Origin of the sequence: Streptomyces sp. ATCC 21386, assembly GCF_018728545.1 — a bacterium.
In the GTDB taxonomy this organism is placed as follows: domain Bacteria; phylum Actinomycetota; class Actinomycetes; order Streptomycetales; family Streptomycetaceae; genus Streptomyces.
This window is the reverse complement of record NZ_JAAVVL010000001.1, coordinates 9,734,094-9,757,172: the sequence shown is the minus strand read 5'-3', so window position 1 is coordinate 9,757,172 and position 23,079 is coordinate 9,734,094. Positions and strand designations below refer to the sequence as shown.

Annotated in this window: 19 protein-coding genes; 11 read left to right on the top strand and 8 right to left on the bottom strand. The window is 67.6% G+C overall.

Translation table 11 applies throughout. The features are described from left to right. Positions 1-977: 977 nt before the first annotated feature. Positions 978-3,005, bottom strand: a complete 2,028-nt coding sequence (gene dnaA / locus GWK25_RS42010) for a chromosomal replication initiator protein DnaA (protein WP_215456968.1) — start codon at positions 3,003-3,005, stop codon at positions 978-980. Positions 3,006-3,421: 416 nt separating this feature from the next. On the opposite strand from dnaA, the gene rpmH reads away from it, so the two are divergent. The 10 genes from rpmH (at position 3,422) to GWK25_RS41960 (ending at position 11,615) form a co-directional block, all read left to right on the top strand. Further along, positions 3,422-3,559 carry a 50S ribosomal protein L34 gene (gene rpmH / locus GWK25_RS42005; RefSeq protein ID WP_005482975.1) on the top strand — a complete coding sequence of 46 codons (138 nt, stop codon included), beginning with the start codon at positions 3,422-3,424 and terminating at the stop codon, positions 3,557-3,559. A gap of 21 nt (positions 3,560-3,580) precedes the next feature. After that, on the top strand, positions 3,581-3,952 hold the full coding sequence (gene rnpA, locus GWK25_RS42000) for a ribonuclease P protein component (RefSeq protein WP_078853524.1): 372 nt from the start codon (positions 3,581-3,583) through the stop codon (positions 3,950-3,952). After that, positions 3,949-4,302 (top strand): membrane protein insertion efficiency factor YidD, encoded by a 354-nt coding sequence (yidD, locus tag GWK25_RS41995; RefSeq protein ID WP_215456966.1) that lies wholly within the window; start codon positions 3,949-3,951, stop codon positions 4,300-4,302. The genes rnpA and yidD overlap by 4 nt, the downstream gene beginning before the upstream one ends. A gap of 3 nt (positions 4,303-4,305) precedes the next feature. Then, positions 4,306-5,580, top strand: coding sequence for a membrane protein insertase YidC (gene yidC, locus GWK25_RS41990; RefSeq protein WP_215456964.1), 1,275 nt, complete (start codon positions 4,306-4,308; stop codon positions 5,578-5,580). Positions 5,581-5,595: 15 nt separating this feature from the next. Further along, on the top strand, positions 5,596-6,108 hold the full coding sequence (locus tag GWK25_RS41985; protein ID WP_215456962.1) for a R3H domain-containing nucleic acid-binding protein: 513 nt from the start codon (positions 5,596-5,598) through the stop codon (positions 6,106-6,108). A 115-nt stretch (positions 6,109-6,223) separates the two neighbouring features. Next, entirely contained in the window at positions 6,224-6,940 is a 717-nt protein-coding gene (rsmG, locus tag GWK25_RS41980) for a 16S rRNA (guanine(527)-N(7))-methyltransferase RsmG (protein WP_215456960.1), read from the top strand. 288 nt (positions 6,941-7,228) lie between these two features. Beyond that, positions 7,229-8,302 carry a ParA family protein gene (locus tag GWK25_RS41975; protein ID WP_215457944.1) on the top strand — a complete coding sequence of 358 codons (1,074 nt, stop codon included), beginning with the start codon at positions 7,229-7,231 and terminating at the stop codon, positions 8,300-8,302. Further along, a complete protein-coding gene (locus GWK25_RS41970; RefSeq protein WP_215456954.1) occupies positions 8,299-9,393 on the top strand; it encodes a ParB/RepB/Spo0J family partition protein in 1,095 nt (364 codons plus the stop codon). Before GWK25_RS41975 ends, GWK25_RS41970 begins: the two co-directional genes overlap by 4 nt. Before the next feature lie 323 nt (positions 9,394-9,716). After that, entirely contained in the window at positions 9,717-10,334 is a 618-nt protein-coding gene (locus GWK25_RS41965) for a GNAT family N-acetyltransferase (RefSeq protein ID WP_215456952.1), read from the top strand. Between the two features lie 66 nt (positions 10,335-10,400). Further along, positions 10,401-11,615 (top strand): IS30 family transposase, encoded by a 1,215-nt coding sequence (locus GWK25_RS41960; RefSeq protein ID WP_215456950.1) that lies wholly within the window; start codon positions 10,401-10,403, stop codon positions 11,613-11,615. 75 nt (positions 11,616-11,690) lie between these two features. Here GWK25_RS41960 and trxA read toward each other — a convergent pair whose 3' ends face one another. The 7 genes from trxA to GWK25_RS41925 all read right to left on the bottom strand — a co-directional run bounded on the left by trxA (position 11,691) and on the right by GWK25_RS41925 (position 21,357). Beyond that, positions 11,691-12,023 (bottom strand): thioredoxin, encoded by a 333-nt coding sequence (gene trxA, locus GWK25_RS41955; protein ID WP_215456948.1) that lies wholly within the window; start codon positions 12,021-12,023, stop codon positions 11,691-11,693. 41 nt (positions 12,024-12,064) lie between these two features. After that, on the bottom strand, positions 12,065-13,036 hold the full coding sequence (trxB, locus tag GWK25_RS41950) for a thioredoxin-disulfide reductase (RefSeq protein ID WP_215456945.1): 972 nt from the start codon (positions 13,034-13,036) through the stop codon (positions 12,065-12,067). Positions 13,037-13,209: 173 nt separating this feature from the next. Then, on the bottom strand, positions 13,210-14,097 hold the full coding sequence (locus GWK25_RS41945; RefSeq protein WP_215456941.1) for an anti-sigma factor: 888 nt from the start codon (positions 14,095-14,097) through the stop codon (positions 13,210-13,212). Next, positions 14,094-14,807, bottom strand: coding sequence for an RNA polymerase sigma factor SigM (gene sigM, locus GWK25_RS41940; protein WP_215456938.1), 714 nt, complete (start codon positions 14,805-14,807; stop codon positions 14,094-14,096). Before sigM ends, GWK25_RS41945 begins: the two co-directional genes overlap by 4 nt. Before the next feature lie 25 nt (positions 14,808-14,832). After that, on the bottom strand, positions 14,833-16,560 hold the full coding sequence (locus GWK25_RS41935; RefSeq protein ID WP_215456937.1) for a protein kinase family protein: 1,728 nt from the start codon (positions 16,558-16,560) through the stop codon (positions 14,833-14,835). Positions 16,561-16,678: 118 nt separating this feature from the next. After that, positions 16,679-18,901: a murein biosynthesis integral membrane protein MurJ gene (murJ, locus tag GWK25_RS41930; protein WP_215456935.1), complete on the bottom strand. Its 2,223-nt coding sequence runs from the start codon at positions 18,899-18,901 to the stop codon at positions 16,679-16,681. Positions 18,902-18,948: 47 nt separating this feature from the next. Further along, positions 18,949-21,357 carry a DUF6049 family protein gene (locus GWK25_RS41925; protein ID WP_215456934.1) on the bottom strand — a complete coding sequence of 803 codons (2,409 nt, stop codon included), beginning with the start codon at positions 21,355-21,357 and terminating at the stop codon, positions 18,949-18,951. A gap of 236 nt (positions 21,358-21,593) precedes the next feature. On the opposite strand from GWK25_RS41925, the gene GWK25_RS41920 reads away from it, so the two are divergent. Further along, positions 21,594-23,042, top strand: a complete 1,449-nt coding sequence (locus GWK25_RS41920; protein ID WP_215456933.1) for a CCA tRNA nucleotidyltransferase — start codon at positions 21,594-21,596, stop codon at positions 23,040-23,042. The last annotated feature ends 37 nt before the right edge of the window (positions 23,043-23,079 follow it).

Below are 23,079 nucleotides of genomic sequence, written 5' to 3'. Positions count from 1 at the left end.
TCGCCCTGCCTGGCTTCGTCGTCTGTCTCGGTGTCGCTGGCTCCTGTGACGGGAAGGACACCGGGGAACAGTCTGACGCACACCGCTGACACTCGGAGCCTCTCGGGGTCAAGTCGTGACGAGGCGCGGTCAGGCAGCCGAGAGCGAGTTGTGCACAGGACCCTCTTCGAAACGGATTCCCAGCTCTCTCTAGTTGGGAGTAGTAGTAGGGCCTGTGGAAACCGTGGATAACCCCGTTTTCGCAGCTCAAGCCGCAAATTTTGTCCACCGTGCCTGTGGGCGGAGGCGGTGGACAACTCGGGGTCTCTGTGGAGAACGGAAAGTTCTGCACACACCGTGCACAGCCCCGGGGCACTTCTCCCCAACGGCGTCCCCAGGTTTACCCGTCTTTCCCACAGCCCAACCAGGCAAGTTCGTGTGACGCCTTTCACTCGACACGGTGAGGAGGCGCGTGGGCTTGCCGAACAGTGGACAGGCATGTGGAGAAGCCGACGGTCACTGGGGACAACCGGCCACAGCCTGTGGGTCGTCGGTGGACAACTCCGTCCACAGTCTGTGGATCACGGCTTCGTCCACAGACTGTGGAGATCTTTCGTCCACGGATCCACAGGAGGATGACCTGGCCTGATGATCTCTCGACAGCCAGCCCTGTGGACACGATCTGTATAACTTCCCGGTCCCCAGGGTGTGGACGGCAGAAAGTCCCCGAATCTGTGGAGGAAGGCCGTGACGTCGCAGGTAATCGAACACCTGATGACGGGACGGCGACGGCCGTGGCCGTCCCGGAGCCAGCCGCATCCGTCGACGAGACGGGTCGAAGCCGCCGAGAAAGGCCGAGGGCGCCCTCGGGAACTCGTCCCGGGGCGCCCTCGGCGACTCACGACGGCGTTCTGACCGGCGTCCGGCAGCCGTGTCGTCGTCGGCTGTGTCGGCGGGGTCGGCCGTGTCAGTGGTCGGCTGTCCCGTCGGCTCTGTCGTCAGCCGTTCTTGATGCGGTTCGTCAGCTCCGTCACCTGGTTGTAGATGGACCGGCGCTCGGCCATGAGCGCGCGGATCTTGCGATCGGCGTGCATGACGGTGGTGTGGTCCCGGTTGCCGAACTGCGCGCCGATCTTGGGCAACGACAGATCGGTCAGCTCACGGCACAGATACATCGCGATCTGGCGGGCCGTGACGAGGGCGCGGCCGCGCGAGGTGCCGCACAGGTCCTCCACCGTGAGCCCGAAGTAGTCGGCCGTGGCGCCCATGATCGCGGTGGCGGTGATCTCCGGGGACGCGTTCTCGCCGCCCGGGATCAGGTCCTTGAGGACGATCTCGGTCAGACCGAGATCGACCGGCTGCCGGTTGAGCGACGCGAACGCCGTCACCCGGATCAGCGCGCCCTCCAGCTCGCGGATGTTGCGCGAGATGCGGGACGCGATGAACTCCAGTACCTCCGGCGGGGCGTTGAGCTGTTCCTGCACCGCCTTCTTGCGGAGGATCGCGATCCGCGTCTCCAGCTCGGGCGGCTGGACGTCGGTGATCAGACCCCACTCGAAACGGTTCCGCAGCCGGTCCTCCAGGGTCACCAGCTGCTTCGGCGGCCGGTCGCTGGAGAGCACGATCTGCTTGTTGGCGTTGTGGAGCGTGTTGAAGGTGTGGAAGAACTCCTCCTGCGTCGACTCCTTGTCCGCCAGGAACTGGATGTCGTCCACGAGCAGGATGTCCATCTCGCGGTACCGCTTGCGGAAGCTGTCGCCCTTCCCGTCGCGGATGGAGTTGATGAACTCGTTGGTGAACTCCTCCGAGCTCACGTACCGCACGCGCGTGCCCGGGTAGAGGCTGCGCGCGTAGTGCCCGATCGCGTGCAGCAGGTGCGTCTTGCCGAGGCCCGACTCCCCATAGATGAAAAGGGGGTTGTACGCCTTGGCCGGCGCCTCGGCCACGGCCACCGCGGCCGCGTGCGCGAAGCGGTTCGAGGCGCCGATGACGAAGGTGTCGAAGAGGTACTTCGGGTTCAGGCGTGCCGTCGGCTCACCCGGCCCGGGGGCCGGTGCGGGCTGCGCAGCCAGCGGCCCGGGCGCACTGCTGGCCGGACCGCCCCGATGCACGTGTCCCGAACCCGGCGGCGGGTCGGGGAGCTCGCGGCGGTCCGGTCGCGGGTAGTCGGAGTCGGCGCCGGGTCGGTCGTAGTCGCCACGGGGCTGGTCGTAGTCGGGACGTCCGGAGTCGTACTCGGATCGCTGGTCGTACGGTGACCTGTCCATCGACTGCGAGCGGTAGTCCGACGACGGCGAAGCGTAGGGGTCGCGCTCGGGGAAGCCGAGCCGCTGCTGCTGCCAGCCGTAGTCGTCCTGCGCCGGCCGCGGCCAGGCGCCCGGTTCGGGCCGCTGGTACTCGGACGGGTACGCGGGACGCGCTGTCGGCAGCTGGTCCGAGCGGCCGACGGGCTGCTGGTCCGAGCGCGGGGGCGGCAGCAGGTCGCCGGGGCCGCCGCCCGGCTGGTCGCCGCGTCCCGGCCCACGGTCGGCGGCCCGGTGGCGGCCGTACCCCTCGTAAGGATCGCGTCCCTGGCCGTCGTACCCGCTCGGATTCTCGTAGGTGTTCTGCGTCTCGTACCCGCCGCGCGTCTCGCGCCCTTGGCTGTCGTACGGGTCCCTGCTGTCGTAGGACTCGCGGTTCTGGGCCGGAACGGAGGGGCGTTCGGGTTCCTCGAAGCGGTGCTGGGCCGGCGGGAGCGGCTGCTCGCCGACGGAGCTGTCGACGGTGATCGCGATCCGGATCGGGCGGCCGCACTCCCGGCTCAGCGTCTCGCTGACGATCGGAGCGAGACGGCCCTCGAGTACGCCCTTCGCGAACTCGTTGGGTACGGCGAGGAGTGCCGTGTCCGCGACCAGGGCGAGCGGCTGGCAGCGCTTGATCCAGCGCTCGTCCTTCACCTCGACGCCCTGGCCCTGGCCCTCACCCAGCAGCTTTTCCAGTACGCGTGGCCACACTGCGGCAAGATCGGCAGGTACGTCAGCCACAGGGCACGCTCTCTCACAGGTCCCACGAACGTGTGGTTCTGGGACAGGTCGGTTTGGAACTCGGGTGGGGCACTCGGAACGAGGTGCTGGTGGGCGGGTCGGGGCCCAACAGCCAAAGCAAAGGGAACGAATCGGAGTTCAGCACGGTAGTCACGGCGACCGGTACGGTTCAAGTTGTTGTCCCCAGCCTGTGGATAGTGTCTCCCCGTGGCAGCTGGTTTGACCGGATGGCGTAGCCGCGCGTACCGTAACCAGGTCGAGTTGTCGATGGCTGCTGCCGCCTGCCTCCGATGGGCACAGGTCACGTCAGGTGATCGGACAGCGGTGCACTCGGGCGTTGATACGAGCTACTCGTGGGCGCACGGTGACAGCCAGGACGGCACCCGCAAACACCGATTTCTTTCTGGAGCCCCCGAGTGAGCAAGCGCACCTTCCAGCCGAACAACCGTCGTCGCGCGAAGACCCACGGCTTCCGCCTGCGGATGCGGACCCGTGCGGGCCGCGCGATTCTCGCGAACCGCCGCAGCAAGGGTCGCGCCAGCCTGTCCGCCTGATCCCGATCAGGTCATGACGTCGTGCTGCCTACCGAGCATCGGCTGAGGCGGCGCGAGGACTTCGCGACCGCGGTACGACGAGGACGCCGGGCCGGACGCCCTCTCCTCGTCGTTCACCTACGTAGCGGTGCCACGGACCCGCACGCGCCTGGGGAGAGCGCTCCCCCGACGCGTGCGGGTTTCGTCGTGAGCAAGGCCGTCGGTGGTTCGGTTGTGCGCAACAAGGTGAAGCGAAGGCTTCGCCATCTGATGCGCGATCGAGTCGCCCTGTTTCCCCCCGGTAGCCTGGTAGTCGTACGAGCGCTGCCCGGAGCGGGTGACGCCGACCACGTACAACTGGCCCAAGACCTGGATGCCGCCATAGGGCGGTTGCTGGGAGGGGGCGCACGATGAAGTACCCGCTGCTGGCGCTGATCAAGCTGTACCAGTGGACAATCAGTCCACTGCTCGGGCCGGTGTGCAAGTACTACCCGTCGTGCTCCCACTACGGCTATACGGCCATCGACCGGCACGGTGCGATCAAGGGAACGGCACTCACCGCCTGGCGCATCCTGCGGTGCAATCCGTGGTCGCTCGGCGGTGTGGACCACGTCCCGCCGCGCAAGCGGCCACGGTGGCACGAGATGTTGCGTGGCGCCTGGCGTGCACGCAAGGGCGGGACCTCCGCCGCCGAACCGGCCACCGAGGGGAATGTCTCCTCGGGCCCGGCCGCAGAGACCCCGTCCCATGCCCAAGGAGCATGATTAGTGGACACGATTGCCAGCCTCTTCAGCTTCATCACGACACCTGTCTCCTGGGTCATCGTCCAGTTCCACACGGTGTACGGCGCTCTGTTCGGCGCTGACACCGGGTGGGCCTGGGGCCTGTCCATCGTGTCCTTGGTGATCCTGATCCGTATCTGCCTGATCCCGCTCTTCGTGAAGCAGATCAAGGCGACCCGGGCGATGCAGACGCTGCAGCCCGAGATGAAGAAGATCCAGGAGCGCTACAAGAACGACAAACAGCGTCAGTCCGAAGAGATGATGAAGCTGTACAAGGAGACGGGCACCAACCCGCTCTCCTCGTGCCTTCCCATCCTGGCGCAGTCACCGTTCTTCTTCGCCCTGTACCACGTGCTCAACAGCATCGCGAACAACGACACCATCGGTGTCATCAACGAGAGTCTGCTGCAGAGCGCGCAGAAGGCGCACATCTTCGGTGCCCCGCTGGCCGCGACCTTCACGGACTCCGCCGCCGAGGCCCAGGCGCTCGACGCGTCGATCACCACGGTCCGGATCGTCACGGCCATCATGATCGTCCTGATGTCGGCGTCGCAGTTCTACACGCAGCGCCAGCTGATGACGAAGAACGTCGACACCACGGTGAAGACGCCGTTCATGCAGCAGCAGAAGATGCTGATGTACATCTTCCCGATCATGTTCGCCGTCTTCGGCATCAACTTCCCGGTCGGTGTCCTCGTCTACTGGCTGACCACCAACGTGTGGACCATGGGCCAGCAGATGTACGTCATCCACAACAACCCGACCCCGGGTTCCAAGGCTCAGGCCGCCTACCTGGAGCGCCTCTACAAGCACGTCACGCACCACGGCAAGACCCGCGGCCGCGGTGAGCGGGCGATCGTCAAGGCGATCGTCGCCAAGGGCCGTGACCGCAACGAGTACGAGCGGAAGTTCATCACCGGCCTGAGCAAGGAGGGCCTCGCGGCGCAGGCCGACGGCACCGTGATCAAGAGCGAGGTCTCCGTGGCCACCGCCGAGGACGGTACGTCGGCGACGCCCAAGCGCCAGCAGCCGAAGCGCCAGACCAAGGCGCAGCGTCAGTCCGGTGGCGCGAAGACCGCCGACGACACCGACCCGAAGACCGAGCCCACGTCGCTGAGCAAGTCGGACGAGCCCGAGGACGCCAAGCCGGCGGCCGCTGCCAAGAAGGCCGCGCCCAAGCCCGGTGTCGGCGGCCGCAGCAAGGCTCAGTCCGGTCAGCGCAAGGGTCAGCAGCGCTCCAAGTCCCCGTCCAAGAAGTAAGAAGGAGTCCATCCCGTGACGGAAGGCACCACCTCCGCCGCCTCCGAGGGTGGCGACACCCTGACCCGCCTGGAGCAGGAGGGTGAGATCGCGGCGGACTACCTGGAAGGTCTGCTGGACATCGCCGACCTCGACGGCGACATCGACATGGACGTCGAGGCCGACCGTGCCTCTGTCTCGATCATCAGCGACTCCGGTAGCCGTGATCTGAACAAGCTCGTCGGCCGCGAGGGCGAGGTGCTGGAGGCGCTCCAGGAGCTCACGCGCCTGGCCGTGCACCGCGAGACCGGTGACCGCAGCCGTCTGATGCTGGACATCGCCGGGTACCGGGCAAAGAAGCGCGCCGAGCTCTCCGAGCTGGGTGCCAAGGCGGCGGCCGAGGCCAAAAGCACGGGCGAGCCTGTGAAGCTGCAGCCGATGACGCCCTTCGAGCGCAAGGTCGTGCACGACGCGGTCAAGTCCGCCGGTCTGCGCAGCGAGTCCGAGGGCGAGGAGCCGCAGCGCTTCGTCGTCGTCCTGCCTGCCTGATTCGGTACCAACGCTTCTCCGGCCCCGTCTGCCTGCAGGCGGGGCCGAACTTTGTCAGCCTGTAGTTCTGGTGTCAGCGCCCAGTGCGCTCTTGCGGTACGGAAGGACGGTCCCCGTGACGGAGGCAGCGGAGCTCCCCCCTGCGCCCGAGCAGGCGCGTGACGTATTCGGTGATCGCTACGCGGACGCGGTCCGATACGCCGAGCTCCTGGCTGAGGCGGGAGTGCAGCGCGGGCTCATCGGCCCGAGGGAGGTACCCCGTCTGTGGGAGAGGCACCTGCTGAACTGCGCGGTGCTCTCCGAGGTCGTGCCCGAGGGGGTGACAGTGTGCGATGTCGGCTCCGGTGCCGGGCTGCCCGGTATCCCGCTGGCCCTCGTCCGGAACGACCTGAAGATCACGCTGCTGGAACCCCTGCTGCGGCGTACCAACTTCCTGACCGAGGTGGTCGAGCTCTTGGGGCTCGACCATGTGACCGTCGTTCGTGGCCGAGCCGAGGAAGTCCTGGGGACGCTGCAGCCCGTCCACGTGGTGACAGCACGAGCCGTGGCGCCGTTGGACCGCTTGGCCGGCTGGGGTATCCCGCTGCTGCGCCCGTACGGGGAGATGCTGGCACTCAAGGGCGACACCGCGGAGGAGGAGCTGAAGAGCGCCGCCACCGCCCTGAGCAAGCTCGGCGCGGTGGAGACCTCCATCCACCATGTGGGTGAGGGTGTGGTCGATCCGCTGTCCACGGTCGTCCGGGTGGAGGTCGGGGAGAGCCCCGGAGGGGTGCGCTTCGCCGCCAAGCGAGCGAAGGCGGCCCGGTCAGGTCGAGTACGGCGTCGTCGCTAGGCACTGAACTGGACGTTCGCTGATCCGTCCTGACGACGAGTCGTACTCCACACAAGCTTCCAAACCTACGCATCTCGGAGTGTCGCGCAAGCCTTGCCTGTGCCGCTGGGCATCGTGTTTCACGTGAAACGTCGCTCACTGCTGCACGGCATCATCAGTCGTGGCCGCGCCGCGGCCGAACCGCGCGACCGGAAGCCTCTCGGGTCACTCGGAGAGGTAACGGAGTTTTCCACAGAGGTGGAATTCTCCACAGAACACCAGGCCTCACTGGTTCACGACCCCGAAGGCATGGGAGGCTCTGTTCATTGCGAGCCTGAAGTCGAGGAGAGTGAATCCTTGCGGTCCGACGCCAACATCGCGGGACCGATGACCGATCCGGTCCCCGGCCCCCGTACCGAGTCGATGGGGGAGGATGTTTCACGTGAAACACCGCCCCCGTTGGACGACACCCCCATCGGTCGTGCTGCCCAACTGGCGGTAGAGGCTCTGGGGCGGGCCGGTGAGGGATTGCCTCGGCCCGAGCAGACCCGAGTCATGGTCGTCGCCAACCAGAAGGGCGGCGTCGGAAAGACCACAACGACGGTCAACCTCGCCGCTTCGCTGGCTCTGCACGGCGCCCGTGTCCTCGTGGTCGATCTGGACCCCCAGGGCAACGCGTCCACAGCGCTGGGGATCGACCATCACGCCGAGGTGCCGTCCATCTACGACGTGCTGATCGACAGCAAGCCGCTGTCGGAGGTCGTCCAGCCCGTTCCCGATGTGGAAGGTCTCTTCTGTGCCCCCGCCACGATCGATCTCGCCGGTGCGGAGATCGAGCTGGTGTCGCTGGTGGCACGAGAGAGCCGACTGCAGCGAGCCATCCAGGCGTACGAGCAGCCCCTGGACTACATCCTCATCGACTGTCCGCCCTCGCTCGGTCTTCTGACGGTGAACGCGTTGGTGGCCGGTCAGGAAGTCCTCATCCCGATCCAGTGCGAGTACTACGCGCTCGAGGGCCTCGGTCAGCTGCTCCGCAACGTCGACCTGGTACGGGGGCACCTCAACCCCGTCCTCCACGTGTCGACCATCCTGCTCACCATGTACGACGGCCGGACCCGCCTGGCGTCCCAGGTCGCCGACGAGGTGCGCACCCACTTCGGTGAAGAGGTGCTGCGGACGAGCATTCCCCGCTCGGTCCGTATCTCCGAGGCGCCGAGCTATGGGCAGACGGTGTTGACTTACGATCCAGGATCGAGCGGTGCCCTCTCCTACCTTGAGGCGGCACGAGAAATCGCGCTGAAGGGCGTGGGCGTCGGGTACGACCCGACGCACGCCCACCTCGGTGCTCAGAACAATCCGAGTGTGGTGGAGGGGATCCAGTGAGTGATCGACGGAGGGGGTTGGGCCGTGGTCTCGCCGCACTGATCCCAGCAGCCGCGACGGGCGAGAAGGAGGCTCCAGCCGCCGCTGCACCCCCCACTACGCCACCAGCTGCATCTGTCTTCGTTCCCGAACGTGGGGTGGCAGCCTCGAAGCTGGCCACGCTCCCCTCTGTTTCACGTGAAACAGAGGAGTTGTCGCCGAGTGCTCCAGTTGAACTGCCGACGGCACCGGTCGGCGCCTACTTCGCTGAGCTTCCTCTCGACTCCATCACCCCGAACCCGCGCCAGCCCCGCGAGGTGTTCGACGAGGATCTCCTCCAGGAACTCGTGACCTCCATCAAGGAGGTCGGACTTCTCCAGCCCATCGTCGTACGGCAGGTGGGCCAGGGTCGCTACGAGCTCATCATGGGTGAGCGGCGCTGGCGTGCCTGTCATGAGGCGGAGCTCGACGCGATCCCGGCGATCGTACGGGCGACGGATGACGAGAAGCTGCTGCTGGACGCGCTTCTGGAGAACCTGCACCGTGCGCAGCTGAACCCGCTGGAAGAAGCCTTCGCGTACGACCAGCTGCTCAAGGACTTCAACTGCACGCATGACCAGTTGGCGGACCGCATCGGTCGCTCGCGCCCGCAGGTCTCCAACACCCTGCGTCTTCTGAAGCTTTCCCCGGCGGTTCAGCGCCGTGTGGCAGCCGGTGTTCTCTCGGCTGGGCACGCACGGGCGCTGCTCTCCGTCGAGGACTCGGAGGAGCAGGACAAGCTGGCTCATCGGATCGTGGCCGAGGGGCTCTCGGTGCGGGCGGTCGAAGAGATCGTCACCCTCATGGGATCGCGCCCGAAGAGCACGGTACGGTCCAAGGGCCCGCGGGCCGGCTCCGTACCGTCCCCGGCGCTGGGCGAGCTCGCGACCCGGCTGTCGGACCGCTTCGAGACGCGCGTGAAGATCGATCTGGGGCAGAAGAAGGGCAAGATCACCGTGGAGTTCGCCTCCACGGAAGACCTTGAGCGGATTCTGAGCACGCTCGCGCCGGGCGAGAAGCTCGCTCTCCAGAAGAGTCTCCTGGACGATGCCTCGGAGGAGTCAGAAGCCTGACCTCCCGATTTGCGTCACCGGCTTCGGCTCGTCGACCTCATGAGCGGGCTGTGTCCGATGTATACCGGACACAGCCCGCTCTTTGCTTTGAGGCGGTATCTAGGCAATCGCATCGTCGATACGATGCGTTCGGGTATGGCGCAATCGACCTGGCGGATCTTTGTGGAGAGGCGGGCCATGCGAACCGTGAGCCGTTCCGGACTGGTTACCGCAGGCCTGGGACTGGGTGCCGTCGGCGGATTCATCGGCAGTCTGCTCAGGGAGCGGAGCGCTCTGACAGCCGCTCGCGACGCTGCGGGCGAAGGAAGCGAGGAACAGCCTTTATGGGCCGTCGGCTCGTACCGCTCACGCTGGACAACCTCCAGGACCTCCCCAAGCGGTGTCGCTCGTGTGTCTTCTGGGAGTTGGACCCAGTCAGCGGCGAAGCCGCGGTAAAGGCGGGTACTCCCGCTCTTGAGAAGGAAGCGTGGATCTCAGCCGTCTTGCTCGATTGGGGATCCTGCGGCCGGGTCGTCTACGTGGACGAGGTACCGGTGGGCTTCGTGCTGTATGCGCCTCCGGCTTATGTCCCCCGTTCGACCGCGTTCCCGACGAGTCCGGTCTCCCCTGACGCCGTCCAGCTGATGACGGCCTTCATCATGCAGGGGTACCAGGGGCAAGGGCTGGGCCGTGTGATGGTCCAGACGGTCGCCAAGGATCTACTGAGACGAGGCTTCAAGGCGATCGAGGCCTTCGGGGATGCCCGTTGGACGGAACCGGCGTGTGTGCTTCCCGCCGACCATCTGACGGCCGTGGGCTTCAAGACGGTGCGGCCCCATCCCACTCATCCGCGGCTGAGGCTGGAGCTGCGGACGACGCTCTCCTGGAAGGAAGACGTCGAGTTGGCGCTGGACCGGCTTCTGGGAGCCGTCCAGAAGGAACCGGCGCTGCGACCGCTCTGATGAGAAAGGGCCGACCCTCCGCTTGGGTTCTGGTGGTCGTTGCAACACCCCAGCTCAGGGGATGCAATGGACTTCGAGATCCGTAGGGATCGGACGGCTCAGGGCCCTGTGAGGCTGAGGCGGGAGCGTGCGGAATACTCCCGGCTCGTGCAGCAGGGCTACAGCAACAAGGAAGCCTGCCGGCTCGTCGGGATCGACGCTCGAACCGGCAGGAAGTGGCGTAACGGCCGCAGCGCCGACCGCAGACAGAAGGCGGCACCACCGATCAATGCGGTGGTGCCGCCTTCCGGTCCGTCCCGGTATCTGCGTGAGGCCGACCGGATCCACATAGCCGACCGGCTACGGGAGAAGGCGACAGTCCGGGCGATCGCTGCCGAGCTGGGCCGCAGCCCGTCCACCGTCAGCCGGGAGATCCGCCGCAACCGGCACCCCGGCAACGGCCAGTACCGCCCGCACGCCGCCCAGGCCCGCGCCGACGCCCGCAGGCCCCGGCCCAAGCCGGGCAGGACCGGCCAGAACCCCGAGCTGCGGAACTTCATCCAGGACCACCTGGACCTACGGTGGAGTCCGGAGCAGATCTGCCAGGCTCTGCGGGCACAGTCCCCCCAGCGGCCGGAGATGCACGTGGTCCACGAGACGGTCTACCAGCCCCTCTACGTCCAAGGCCGGGGCGAACTGCGCCGCGAACTGGCCCGCGCCCTGCGGACCGGCCGCACCCGGCGCAAGCCGCGCCGCCAGGCCCAGCAGCGCCAGCCGCGGTTCTCCACCCCCATGGTCATGATCAGCGAACGGCCCGCCGAAGCGGAGGACCGGGCCGTGCCCGGCCACTGGGAGGGCGACCTCATCATCGGCAAGGACGGAAAGTCGGCCATCGGCACCCTGGTCGAGCGTGCCACCCGCTACGTCATGCTCCTGCACCTGCCCGGCGACCACAGCGCCGAGAGCGTCCGCGACGCGCTGGTCACCACGGTGCAGACCCTGCCCTCCCACCTCCGCAGGTCCCTGACCTGGGACCAGGGAAGCGAGATGGGCGCGCATGGCGGGTTCACCATCGCCACCGGCATCCCCGTCTACTTCTGCGACCCCGCCAGTCCCTGGCAGCGCGGCTCCAACGAAAACACCAACGGCCTGCTGCGGCAGTACTTCCCCAAGGGCACCGACCTCTCGCTCCACACCCCCGAGCACCTGACCGCCGTGGCCACCGAGCTCAACGGCCGCCCACGCAAAACGCTCGGCTGGGAAACCCCAGCCGAGCGCCTGCATAAGCTACTCGCGACCTGATCAAACCAACCACATGTTGCGACGATCCCTAGAAACCGCCCTGGGCGGTGGCCCTTTCGTGTTTCACGTGAAACATCACTCGGAGATGAAGTCCTCGAGGTCCCGCACGATCGCCGCCTTGGGCTTGGCACCGACGATGGTCTTGGCGACCTCGCCATGCTGGTAGACGTTCAACGTCGGGATGGACATGACGCCGTACTTGGCAGCGGTGCCAGGGTTCTCGTCGATGTTGAGCTTGACGATCTCGATCTTGTCGCCGTACTCCTGGGCGATCGCTTCGAGGGACGGCGCGATCTGGCGGCACGGACCGCACCAGGCGGCCCAGAAGTCCACCAGGACGGGCTTGTCGTTCTTGAGGACGTCCTGCTCGAAGGAGTCGTCGGTCACGTTCTTCAGAGTGCCGGCCACTGAGGGCTCCTAACTGATTGGTGCGGTGGGGCGGACGGGGGTCAGACGGTGGTCTTCTCGGGCTCGGCGGCCTGGTCGCCGTCGGCGAGGGCGGCGAGGAAGCGCTCGGCGTCGAGGGCGGCGGAGCAGCCGGTACCGGCGGCGGTGATCGCCTGACGATACGTGTGGTCGACCACGTCGCCGGCGCCGAAGACACCGGTGAGGTTCGTACGGGTCGACGGAGAAGCCACCTTCAGGTAGCCCTCGTCGTCCAGTTCGAGCTGTCCCTTGAACAGTTCCGTGCGCGGGTCGTGTCCGATGGCGATGAACAGGCCCGTCACCGGCAGCTCGGACGTCTCGCCCGTCTTGAGGTTGCGCAGCTTCAGACCGGCGAGCTTCTGGTCACCCTGGATCTCGGCGACCTCGCTGTCCCACACGAAGGAGATCTTCGGGTCGGCGAACGCACGCTCCTGCATCGCCTTGGAGGCACGCAGGGTGTCCCGGCGGTGGACGATGGTCACGGACTTGGCGAACCGCGAGAGGAAGGTGGCCTCCTCCATGGCGGTGTCACCGCCACCGATCACGGCGATGTCCTGGTCCTTGAAGAAGAACCCGTCACAGGTGGCGCACCAGGACACACCGCGACCGGAGAGCGCGTCCTCGTTGGGGAGCCCGAGCTTGCGGTGCTGGGAGCCCGTGGTGACGATGACGGCCTTGGCGCGGTGCACCGTGCCCGCGGTGTCCGTGACGGTCTTGATCTCGCCGCTCAGGTCGATGTCGACGATGTCGTCCGGGACGAGCTCGGCACCGAAGCGCTCAGCCTGGGCACGCATGTTGTCCATGAGGTCGGGGCCCATGATGCCGTCCCGGAAGCCGGGGAAGTTCTCCACCTCGGTGGTGTTCATCAGCGCGCCGCCTGCGGTGACGGCGCCCTCGAACACCAGCGGCTTCAGCGACGCGCGCGCGGTGTAGAGCGCCGCCGTGTAGCCGGCGGGCCCGGAGCCGATGATGATCACGTTACGGACGTCGCTCACGGCTTGATTCCTCGTCTCTGGAGACTGCTGCGTACTGCCGGTGGGAGCTGCTCTCGAAACTCTCACCCCACCCAACGGATCCTAAGGGGCGCGCATTCCCGGTGTGGCCGGGCACACGGCGGCGCGGCCCGGCCACGGGTTCGCCGGAGGTGGCACAGCGCGGGAGACAGTCCTCAAGGACGGGCGTAGGAACGCTTCAGGAGTACGTCGCCAGCAGGTTCCGAGGCCTTCTTCAGGCACGAGGCGTCGACGACGTAAGCGGTGACGCGCGCGTCGTCGGAGCGGTCGGGCAGCAGCACGAGGTACGCGTCAGCTCCCCGGTAGGTACCCGCCTCTGAAGCGATCGCACCTGTGGTGTCTCCGATGCCCTTCGCGATGCAGTCAGGCACATCGGTGGCGAAGAACGTCTTCTTGCCCTCGTTTGGGGACGCCGCAGTCCCGAAGGGGTCCTTCTCGGGCCGACCGCCGCTTTCCGTCTTGCTCAGGAGGTCTTCGACCCGCTTCTCCAGCTTGACGCCTGAGAACGAGGCGGGCGCTGAGCTCGGGGGATCGTCGTTCTCACCGAGCGACTGGACGAGAACACCGCCGAAGCCCAGGACCGCGATCGCTACGAGGGCACCGACGGCCGTCCTACGACGACTGCGTCGCTTCTGCCCTGCGCGGCCCGGGCCGGTGGACGCGCGTGGATGACCGGCAGGGCGAGCCACGGCAGGCGATGTTTCACGTGAAACATGCGCGCCGTCGTCGCGCGCAGCGGGACGGGAGACGTCGGCTCCCTCTTCAGGGATCTCACTCTCGGGCGCCGTGGCGTTCAGCAGAGCCTCAGCGGCCAGGGCGGCATCGATCCTTCCCACTACGTCGTCGGGCATACGCGGAGGCCCTGGCAAGGTGCCGAGCAGGCCGCGGATCTCTTCCAGCGATGCGTAGACGTCGGAGCAGAGCGGGCACTCGTCCAGGTGCTGGCGGACATCCGCAGTGCGGGAAGGGGGCAGAAGACCCTCACTGAGGTCGGAGATCTCCGCGACCTCCGGGTGCCCGGCCGTGTCGGTCGTGGATGTCACGCTCGCCCACCTCCGCCCTTCACAGCAGCTGAATCGCTTGGCCCTGCATCATGTGCTTCCGCTGCGAGTGGGACGGATGTCCCCTGCGCCCGGTTCCTTCCGCGCCCCGACTTTTTGCCGCCCTCTCCCTCACCCTCCGCTCGGAGATGGGTCAGGAGCGGCAGAAGTCTGGCTCTGCCACGGGCGCAGCGGCTCTTCACCGTGCCGGTCGGCACATCGAGGATGCGGGCGGCCTCCGCCACCGGATAGCCCTGCATGTCCACCAATACGAGCGCCGCCCGCTGATCCTTCGGGAGGGTGCCCAGAGCCTCCAGCAGTTGGCGGTGCAGATCATTGCGCTCTGCAGGAGCGGACGCCGCTTCGTGCGGCTCCAGGAGCTGCTCCAGGCGCTCGGTGTCGTCGACGGGCGACGTCTTGCGGGACGCCGCCTTGCGGGCACGATCCAGGCAGGCGTTCACCGTGATGCGATGCAGCCAGGTCGTGACGGCCGATTGGCCACGGAAGGTGTGGGCGGCCCGGTAGGCCGACACCAGGGCGTCCTGGACGGCGTCGGCGGCTTCCTCGCGGTCGCCCAGGGTCCGCAGCGCCACCGCCCAGAGGCGGTCGCGGTGCCGCCGCACGAGCTCACTGAAGGCGTCGGGGTCGCCCTCGACATGGCGGGCCAGGAGATCCTGATCGCTTACCCCGCTGTGATCGGCGCTGTGCGCCACAGGACCCCCCTCCTTCGCCGAACTCTCAGCCCATGAACTTCACGTCGGTGATCGCCTGCTTGTATCCGGCGCCACTGAACTGGTCACCGGCGCCCTTCGGCACATCGGTGAGCCAGACGAGAACGTACCGGGTCTTCACCGGCTTCTTGGTGGAGATCTTCAGGTCCGTGCCGCTCGTCCTGTTCGTAGCGATCTTCGTCATGGAGCTGAGGGGGGCGGACGACGACAGGGAATCGGTTGCGTACAGCGTGGCCGTGGTGTGGTCCCCGGAGTAGTAGAGCTCTATCGAGGCCGCCGACACGTCCTTGGCCGAGCCGAGGTCGTAGACGATGCCGACGCCCTGCTTGAAGGGAGCCAGTGTGGGGCCGTCGTTGAAGGAGTAGGTCCTCCAGTACGTCGACGAGCTGCTGTCGTACGTCAGATCCACGTCGTCCGCGTGCTGGGGCTTCCCGTCCGGGTAGTACTCCGTGGCGCCCTTGATGCTGAGCGCCGTGATGGGCTTGGCCTTGTCGGTTCCCTTGTCGTTGCCGTCGGAGGTCTGGCTCGTGTCCGGCTCGCCGGTCTGGCCTCGCTTCCCCATGAGCGCGTCGGCCAGCTGCCAGCTGCCGAGACCGAGCGCGGCGATCAGCAGGGCCGAGACGGCCCACTTGAGGGCCTTGCCGGTGCGACTCTGCAGCGGGGGCGGCGGCGTCGGCAGGGGCTGCGTGATGCCGGCGTGGGGGGACTGACGGCCGTACGTGCCCTGCTGGTACGCCGTGTGCTGGTAGTCCGGCGGTGCGGTGAACGCGGGCTCCGGCGGGCGGATGCGGGGCATCTCACCGATCGCCTTCACCAGCTCCTCCGGCGTCGTGCACGGGGACTCATGGCGGGAGGCGGTGGCACCGTCGTTGACGAGCGCCCGCATGGACAGCTCCGACAGCCCTCGGTGGACGCCCGCTCGGACCTGATCGGGCGCGATGAGACCGACGCCCTTGGGGAGCCCGGAGAGGCCGTGCGCGTCGTTCTCGTACGGCCAGCGCTGGGTGAGCGCCGCGTACAGCAGCGCGCCGATCGCCTCCGTGTCCGTGCGCTGCGGGGTGTCCGAGCCGATGCCGCGCAGCGCGGCGTTCACCGCGAGACCGCGAATGCGCCACTGGCCGGAGGCGGAACGCAGCACCGCACTCGGGTTGAGCCGCAGGTGCGAGAGGCCCTCCCGGTGCGCGGCGGCCATGGCGTGGGAGATCTGAGTGACCATCTGGTAGGCGTCATGCGGTTCCAGAGGACCCGACGCCAGCAGTGTCGTCAGCTCCGTTGCGTCGGGCAGCCATTCGTGCACCACGTACACGAGGTCGTTCTCCTCGACCGCGTCCAGCACCTGAACGAAGCGGGGATCACCCAGCAACGCGGAGGAACGGGCCGCCGCCAGTACGGAACGCGCGCGTGCGTGATCGGCGGGCAGCACATGCACCCCGACCGCGCGACGCAGTTTCTCGTCCACGGCACGCCAACTGCTGAAACCGTCCAGACGGGTGACGCACTCTTCGAGGCGGTAGCGCCTGGCGAGCTTGTGACCGCTGTGCAGTTCGGGCGGTGTCGTCCTCGAAGGGACCTCGGTACCGCCGCTCCCCTGTGCTTCTTCGCTCGCCGAGCTTTCCGTGTCCCGCTCCCGGTTCTGGGCCTCCCCGTCGGCCGTGGACTGGTCCGCTTGTGCGGTCAGCGGCTCGTCGCCGCTGTTGTCTGCCACGTCGACGGCAGCCGTGCTCCGTTCCGCCACCGTCGTCCCTGCCTCCCCATCCGTTGAGCGTTCCAAGACGCCAAAGCCAATTGTGCCCACAGTCCGCCGCTATGAGCGACACGCGTCGGCGGACGATGGTTGTGCGCGTACCCCAGCCTCAGCGCCCCAGCCGTCCGCGGACCATACCGACCATCGAGTTGAGCTCTTCGATGCGCATGCGTCGCGCGGCGACGTAGAAGACACCGAGCAGAACGATTCCTCCCCCGAAGAGTGCGAGCATCGAGCCGCCGACGCCCTGTCCCAGGGCCCGGCTGATGCCGTAGCAGGCGGCACCACTGAGCAGCGCCGCGGGCAGTGAGGCGATGGACAGTCGCGCGTAGGTCCGCATGACCCTGGAGCCGTCCAGGTCCCCGCCCAGCCGCTTCTTGAGGCGACGCCAGGCCACACCGACACCGATCATGTAGGCGAGACCGTACGAGGCTGCCATGCCGACCACGGCCCAACGGGCTGGGATCACGAAGAAGCAGACTGCCGAGGCGCTTGCGTTGACGGCCGCCACGATGACCGTGTTGTAGAAGGGCGTCCGGGTGTCCTCGTACGCGTAGAAGGCGCGGAGGACGACGTACTGCACGGAGTACGGGATCAGGCCGAGCCCGAAGGCCATCAGCATGAAGCCCATGTTCGTCGCCGCGCCGGTGCCGGACGAGCCGAAGATCAGCGTGCACATCGGGATACCGAGCGAGACGAAGCCGAAGGCGATCGGCACGATGGCGACGGCCGTGGTGCGCAGGCCCTGTGAGATGTCGTCACGCACGGCGCCGGCGTCGTCCTCGGCGGCCGAGCGAGAGATGCGAGGCAGGAGCGCGGCCATGAGCGAGACCGTGATGATGGCCTGCGGCAGGCCCCAGATGAGCTGAGCGTTGGCGTAGGCGCTGAAACCGGTACCAGCGATCTTCGTGTCCGTGACCGCCGCGGTCGCCAGCTGAGTCACGACCAGGGCGCCCGCCTGGTTGGCGAGTACGAACAGGATGGTCCACTTGGCCAGCATCGCGGCCTTGCCGAGACCGTGGCCCTTCCAGTCGAAACGCAGTCGCATCCGGAACCCGGTCTCCCGCAGGTACGGGATCATCGCCAGGGCCTGCACAACGAGACCCAGGAGAATGCCGATACCGAGGAGTCGCTCGCCCTCCGGCGGGATGTTCTCGACCGTCATCCCGGAGTCGGCCGCGCTGCCGTAGACCCACAGGAACGCTCCGAGCGTGACGATGATGACGATGTTGTTGAGGACCGGGGTCCACATCATCGCGCCGAAGCGGCCACGTGCGTTGAGGATCTGGCCCATCACCACGTGGATGCCCATGAAGAAGATCGAGGGCAGGAAGTACCGGGTGAAGGTGACCGCTACGTCGTTGGCGGCGGGATCGTTGGCGAGGGGTGTCGACAGCGCACGGACAAGAAGCGGCGCGGCGAACATGGCCAGTGCGGTCAGCAGGCCGAGGATCACCATGACCAGGGTCAGCAGCCTGTTGGCATACGCCTCCCCGCCGTCGTCGTCATCCTTCATGGCGCGAACGAGCTGTGGCACGAAGACGGAGTTCAGACCGCCACCGACGGTCAAAATGTAGATCATCGTCGGCAGCGTGTAGGCGACCTGGAAGGACTCTCCCAGCACGGCGAGGCCGAGCGCCGAGACGATCATCGCCGAGCGGATGAAGCCCGTGAGGCGCGAGACCATGGTGCCCGCCGCCATGACGGCGCTCGACTTCAGCAGGCCCGACGCCCGGCCGCCCTTCTTCGCGGCAGGGGCGGGTGGGGGAACAGGTGCGGGTGCGGGCTCTTCGAGCGTCGGGCGGCCGGCCCCCGGGCCCGAAGGCGGGGTCGGACCCGGAACGGACGGCTGTCCCACCGGGGAGCCGCCCTGCTGCTGGTCGCGGAAGAGATGGGCGAAGGCGTCCGGCTCGTGGCGCTCCTCACCGGCCTGGGTCACCAGGTCGTCCACGCCGACGAACTGGGTGGTACGGGCGTCGTCGCCGTAGGGCAGATGCCGGGTCGGCCCCTCGGGCTCAGGCGCCGGTGTCTGGGCCCAGACACGAGGGTCGGGCGCGTACTGCGGAGCCGACGGCTGCGCGTAGAGCGGCTGCTGCGGCTGGTAGGTGCCCGGAGCCGGTGGCGGGTGGGCCGCGCGGTCGTAGAGTGCCTCCGAGACCGGGTCCTGGGCGGCGAGATCCCGAGCGCGGTAGGGGTCCTGGTCGTAGGCGTCCTGGAGGTACATGTCCGCGGGGGGCTGCGGCGGCACCTGGCCCGGCCCGGGCAGCGGGCCCTCGGGATACCCCGAGTCGGCCGCGCCCTGGCCGCGGTCACCGTCGTACGGCGCGTTCATGGTTACCCCACCTCATCGTCCCCGGGCCCACCGGCCACGACAATCGCTCAACGGTCCACTCTCTCACCCGTGCCGGACGGGTCGGCGCTTTCCCGAGCGGTGTCCGGTGCCGGGTCACTCGCGTGCTCCGGCTCGTCTGTCCCGGAATTCACCGGGCGCTCCTCCTCGACAGTGTGTACGACTGAGGCGGCCTCGGTGTTCGCGTCGTCGTCCCTCGGGGTGCTCTCCGACGTCTCGTCGTCCGTCAGGGCCCCCTCCGCCTCCAGCCGGGCGGCGGCGCGCTTGCGCTGGGTGTACATCCGGAAACCGGCGAGAACGAGGAGGAGGACGCCTCCGGCGATGACCAGCATCACCGTGGGTGTGACCTCGGTGACGTCCACCGTGAACCTGACCTCGTCGCCATATTTCTCGCCGTCCACGGTGTAGAGCTGGGCGACGACAGTGACCGGCCCGTTGGCCTCGGCGTTGGTGGTGAACTTCACCGACTCGCTGTGCCCGCCGGAGATGTCGACGGACTGCTCGTCGAAGTCGTGGTCAGCGATCTTCAGACGCTTCGGCGCTTCGGAGGTGAGGCGCAGCGTCAGGTTGTCGACACCCTGCACGAGGTTGTTCTGCACGGTCACGGGGATCGTCGCGCTGCGGCCCGAGAGCTTCGTCTCGGACTTCTCGATCAACCGCACCCGCTCGGTGAGGGAGTTGAGGTACGACTGGACGCTGTTGCGGTACACCGCCGCGTCCATGGAGCTGCCTCGCCAGGAGGTGGACATCTCCCGGTCCATGGTCCTGCCGACCGGTGTGACCACGCGGGACTGGTCGGAGAGGATCACCTTGAAGCGGTCGAGGTCGGCCTGCGTGGCCCGGATCTCCTCGAAGGCGGACTTCGACAGCGCCTGCTTCCGCAGTGACGAGGGGTAGGCCGAGGCCGACGGGATCTTGGTGTTGGCGCTCGGATCGGGCTTCGCGGCGGCGGCAGCCGCGAGTTCCTGGGGCTGCGACCAGTTCCCGCCCTGGAGCGCGGTGAGAGCCTGCGCCATCGTCTGTGCCTGGCTGGCCGACGGCATGCGCTGCGGAGCGATGACGATGCTGCGTTGCTTGCTGTTCTGGAGGTCCGTGGTCAGGCTCTGGGCGAGGAACCGCTGCACCGCCAGCGTGGAACTCTCGGCCTTCGTCATGTCGCCCTGGAAGGCAGTCGACATTCGGGCGTCCGCGACCACCGCTGTGGTGCCGCCGCCGACGGGCCGAGCCGCGTTGGGCGTGTAGGACAGGCTGCTGCTCTCCTGCAGGCTGTCGCTGCGGGCGATCACCTTGTCGGCGCCCGCGGAGATGGCGACCTTGACGATCGACGGGTCGACGGCGCCGTTCACCGGCCAGGCGAAGTCGGTCTCCGGCTCCACCCTGAGGATGTTCTGGACCGTGTCCGATGCCACATCGGTGGCGTCCTTCAGGCGGCTCAGCGAGCCAGTGATCGTTCTGCCGTTGTGGGCCAGCGCCGCGAGGTCGGGGTCGGCGAAGGGAAGGGCGATCACCTCCTCGCCCTGGACCGCCGTCTCCAGCTCCGCCAGCCATTCCTTGGCGACGGTCTGATTCCTGCCCGCGACGGTGGTGTCCCCGCTGCGGACCTGGTAGCCGCCCGTCATCGCGACCACGGATGCCAGCAGGTCCGGATCGATCACCCACGTGATGTCCAGGTCCTTGCCCAGCGTGAGCAGCTGCTCCAGACGTCCGCCCGCGGAGATCTCCTTGGCCAGGTCGTCGTTGAGGAAGACAGGCGTCTGCCGCTCGCCGGGACCGGTCTCGGCCGTCAGATGGGTTTTGGAGATCAGCGGCCAGAGGAACGTGGTTTTCGTCTTGGTGCCCGCCTCGTCGGGCTGCCAGGGCAGGAACGTGCGCTGGATGCCGAGGACCTGGTCGTACCGCGCTGCGGCGGTCCTGCCCGAGAGGGAGACTCCCAGCTGATAGATACCGTCCGAGCCGAGGTCCAGTTCCTTGACGGGCACGGAGATGGTGAAGGGCTGCGCCACGCCGGTGGCGAGCGCGGAGAACTTCTCCACGTACTTGCCGCCGACCTCCGGGCCGTCGGCGTACTGGTCGAAGCCGGTCCGCTTGGCTGCGTCGTCGATGGACGAGCGGCCCTTCACAGCAGCCGGGGCCACACGCAGGCCCACATGGGCGTCCGTGACGGTCGGCTTGCCCTTGTTCGTGACCGTGCCCGAAACGGTCACGGTGTCGCCCTTGGTGGGCACGCTGGGACTGAGCGAGTCGAGGGAGACCTCGACGGTGTTCGAGCCCGTGGCCTCGGACAAGGCGGCCTTCGGGGCCGCCTGCACCGACGGGGCTGCGGGCAGCTGGAACAGGCCGGCCAGTAGCGGCACCCCGGCGAAGAGGGCCCCGGTGCGCAGCAGCCACCGGCGGGCAGGTGAGGGACTCGTCCCCTGGAAGTCTGCCGCCTCGGCCACGCGCTCGCCCGTCCCTCGTCGTCGTCAGTGGTCGTCGGAATGTGCGTCCACGCATGGTAACGATGTGCGCTGAGGGGAAGTGCCGCGGTCCGCTCCACAAGATCGGGGGACGAGGCCGGGCTGTCCCTGTATGTGCACGTATCAAAGGGGTGGGCGAGGGGGGCACCTGCACGAAGCCTTTGTGCACGTTCAATGGAGGCGACCGCGGCCACCGGCGCCCCGTACCCTTTTCAGTTGTGCCGAACGCCAACGAAGACCTCAGTGCCCTGAGCCAGGTGCAGCGCCTCGCGGTGAGTGAACTGCTGCGGGTGTCCCCTGTCGCCGACGACCTCGCCCGCCGTTTCCAGGAGGCCGGGTTCTCGCTCGCCCTGGTCGGTGGGTCGGTCCGGGACGCGCTGCTCGGTCGGCTCGGCAACGATCTGGACTTCACGACAGACGCCCGGCCCGAGGACGTGCTGAAGATCGTGCGGCCCTGGGCTGACGCCGTCTGGGAGGTCGGGATCGCGTTCGGCACGGTGGGCGCGCAGAAGGACGGCTACCAGATCGAGGTCACGACCTACCGCTCCGAGGCGTACGACCGGACCTCGCGCAAGCCCGAGGTGTCGTACGGCGACTCGATCGAGGATGATCTCGTACGCCGTGACTTCACCGTGAACGCGATGGCGGTGGCCCTGCCCGAGAAGGAGTTCATCGATCCGCACGGCGGGCTGGAGGACCTCTCGGCGCGCGCTCTGCGTACCCCCGGGACACCCGAGGCGTCCTTCTCCGATGACCCGCTGCGCATGATGAGGGCGGCGCGCTTCGCCGCCCAGCTGGACTTCGAGGTGGCTCCCGAGGTCGTCCAGGCGATGAGCGACATGGCCGGTCGGCTCGAGATCGTCTCGGCGGAGCGGGTGCGGGACGAGCTGAACAAGCTGATCCTCTCCGCCCACCCTCGCGAGGGCCTGACCCTGCTGGTCGACACCGGCCTTGCCGAGCACGTCCTGCCCGAGCTGCCGGCGCTGCGACTGGAACGGGACGAGCATCATCGGCACAAGGATGTCTACGACCACACCTTGATCGTCCTGGAACAGGCGATCGTGCTCGAGGAGAGCGGCCCAGACCTCACGCTTCGGCTTGCGGCGCTGCTGCACGACATCGGTAAGCCCCGTACCCGTCGCTTCGAGAAGGACGGCCGGGTCTCCTTCCACCACCACGAGGTGGTGGGCGCCAAGATGACCAAGAAGCGCATGACAGCGCTGAAGTACTCCAACGACCTGGTGAAGGATGTCTCACGGTTGGTGGAGCTCCATCTGCGCTTCCACGGATACGGCACCGGGGAGTGGACGGACTCCGCTGTACGCCGCTACGTGCGCGACGCGGGCCCGCTCCTCGACCGCCTTCACAAACTGACTCGCTCCGACTGCACCACCCGGAACAAGCGCAAGGCGAACGCTCTCTCCCGGGCGTACGACGGCCTGGAGGAGCGCATCGCCCAGCTCCAGGAGCAGGAAGAGCTGGACGCCATCCGCCCGGATCTCGACGGTAACCAGATCATGGAGATCCTGGGCGTGGGGCCCGGCCCGGTGATCGGGCAGGCGTACAAGTTCCTGCTGGAGCTGCGTCTGGAGCACGGGCCGATGGAACACGACGAGGCTGTGACAGCACTCAAGGAGTGGTGGGCGCAGGCGTCGCAGGTTTCCTGACAGCAGGCGGTCCGTCGCGTCGTTCCGCATTGACGCG

Bases quoted from the DNA above. Each gene is read 5' to 3' on its own strand.
- yidD (WP_215456966.1), top strand. From the start codon at position 3,949: ATGAAGTACCCGCTGCTGGCGCTGATCAAGCTGTACCAGTGGACAATC.
- GWK25_RS41975 (WP_215457944.1), top strand. From the start codon at position 7,229: ATGGGAGGCTCTGTTCATTGCGAGCCTGAAGTCGAGGAGAGTGAATCC.
- GWK25_RS41965 (WP_215456952.1), top strand. From the start codon at position 9,717: ATGGGCCGTCGGCTCGTACCGCTCACGCTGGACAACCTCCAGGACCTC.
- GWK25_RS41960 (WP_215456950.1), top strand. From the start codon at position 10,401: ATGGACTTCGAGATCCGTAGGGATCGGACGGCTCAGGGCCCTGTGAGG.
- murJ (WP_215456935.1), bottom strand. From the start codon at position 18,901: ATGAACGCGCCGTACGACGGTGACCGCGGCCAGGGCGCGGCCGACTCG.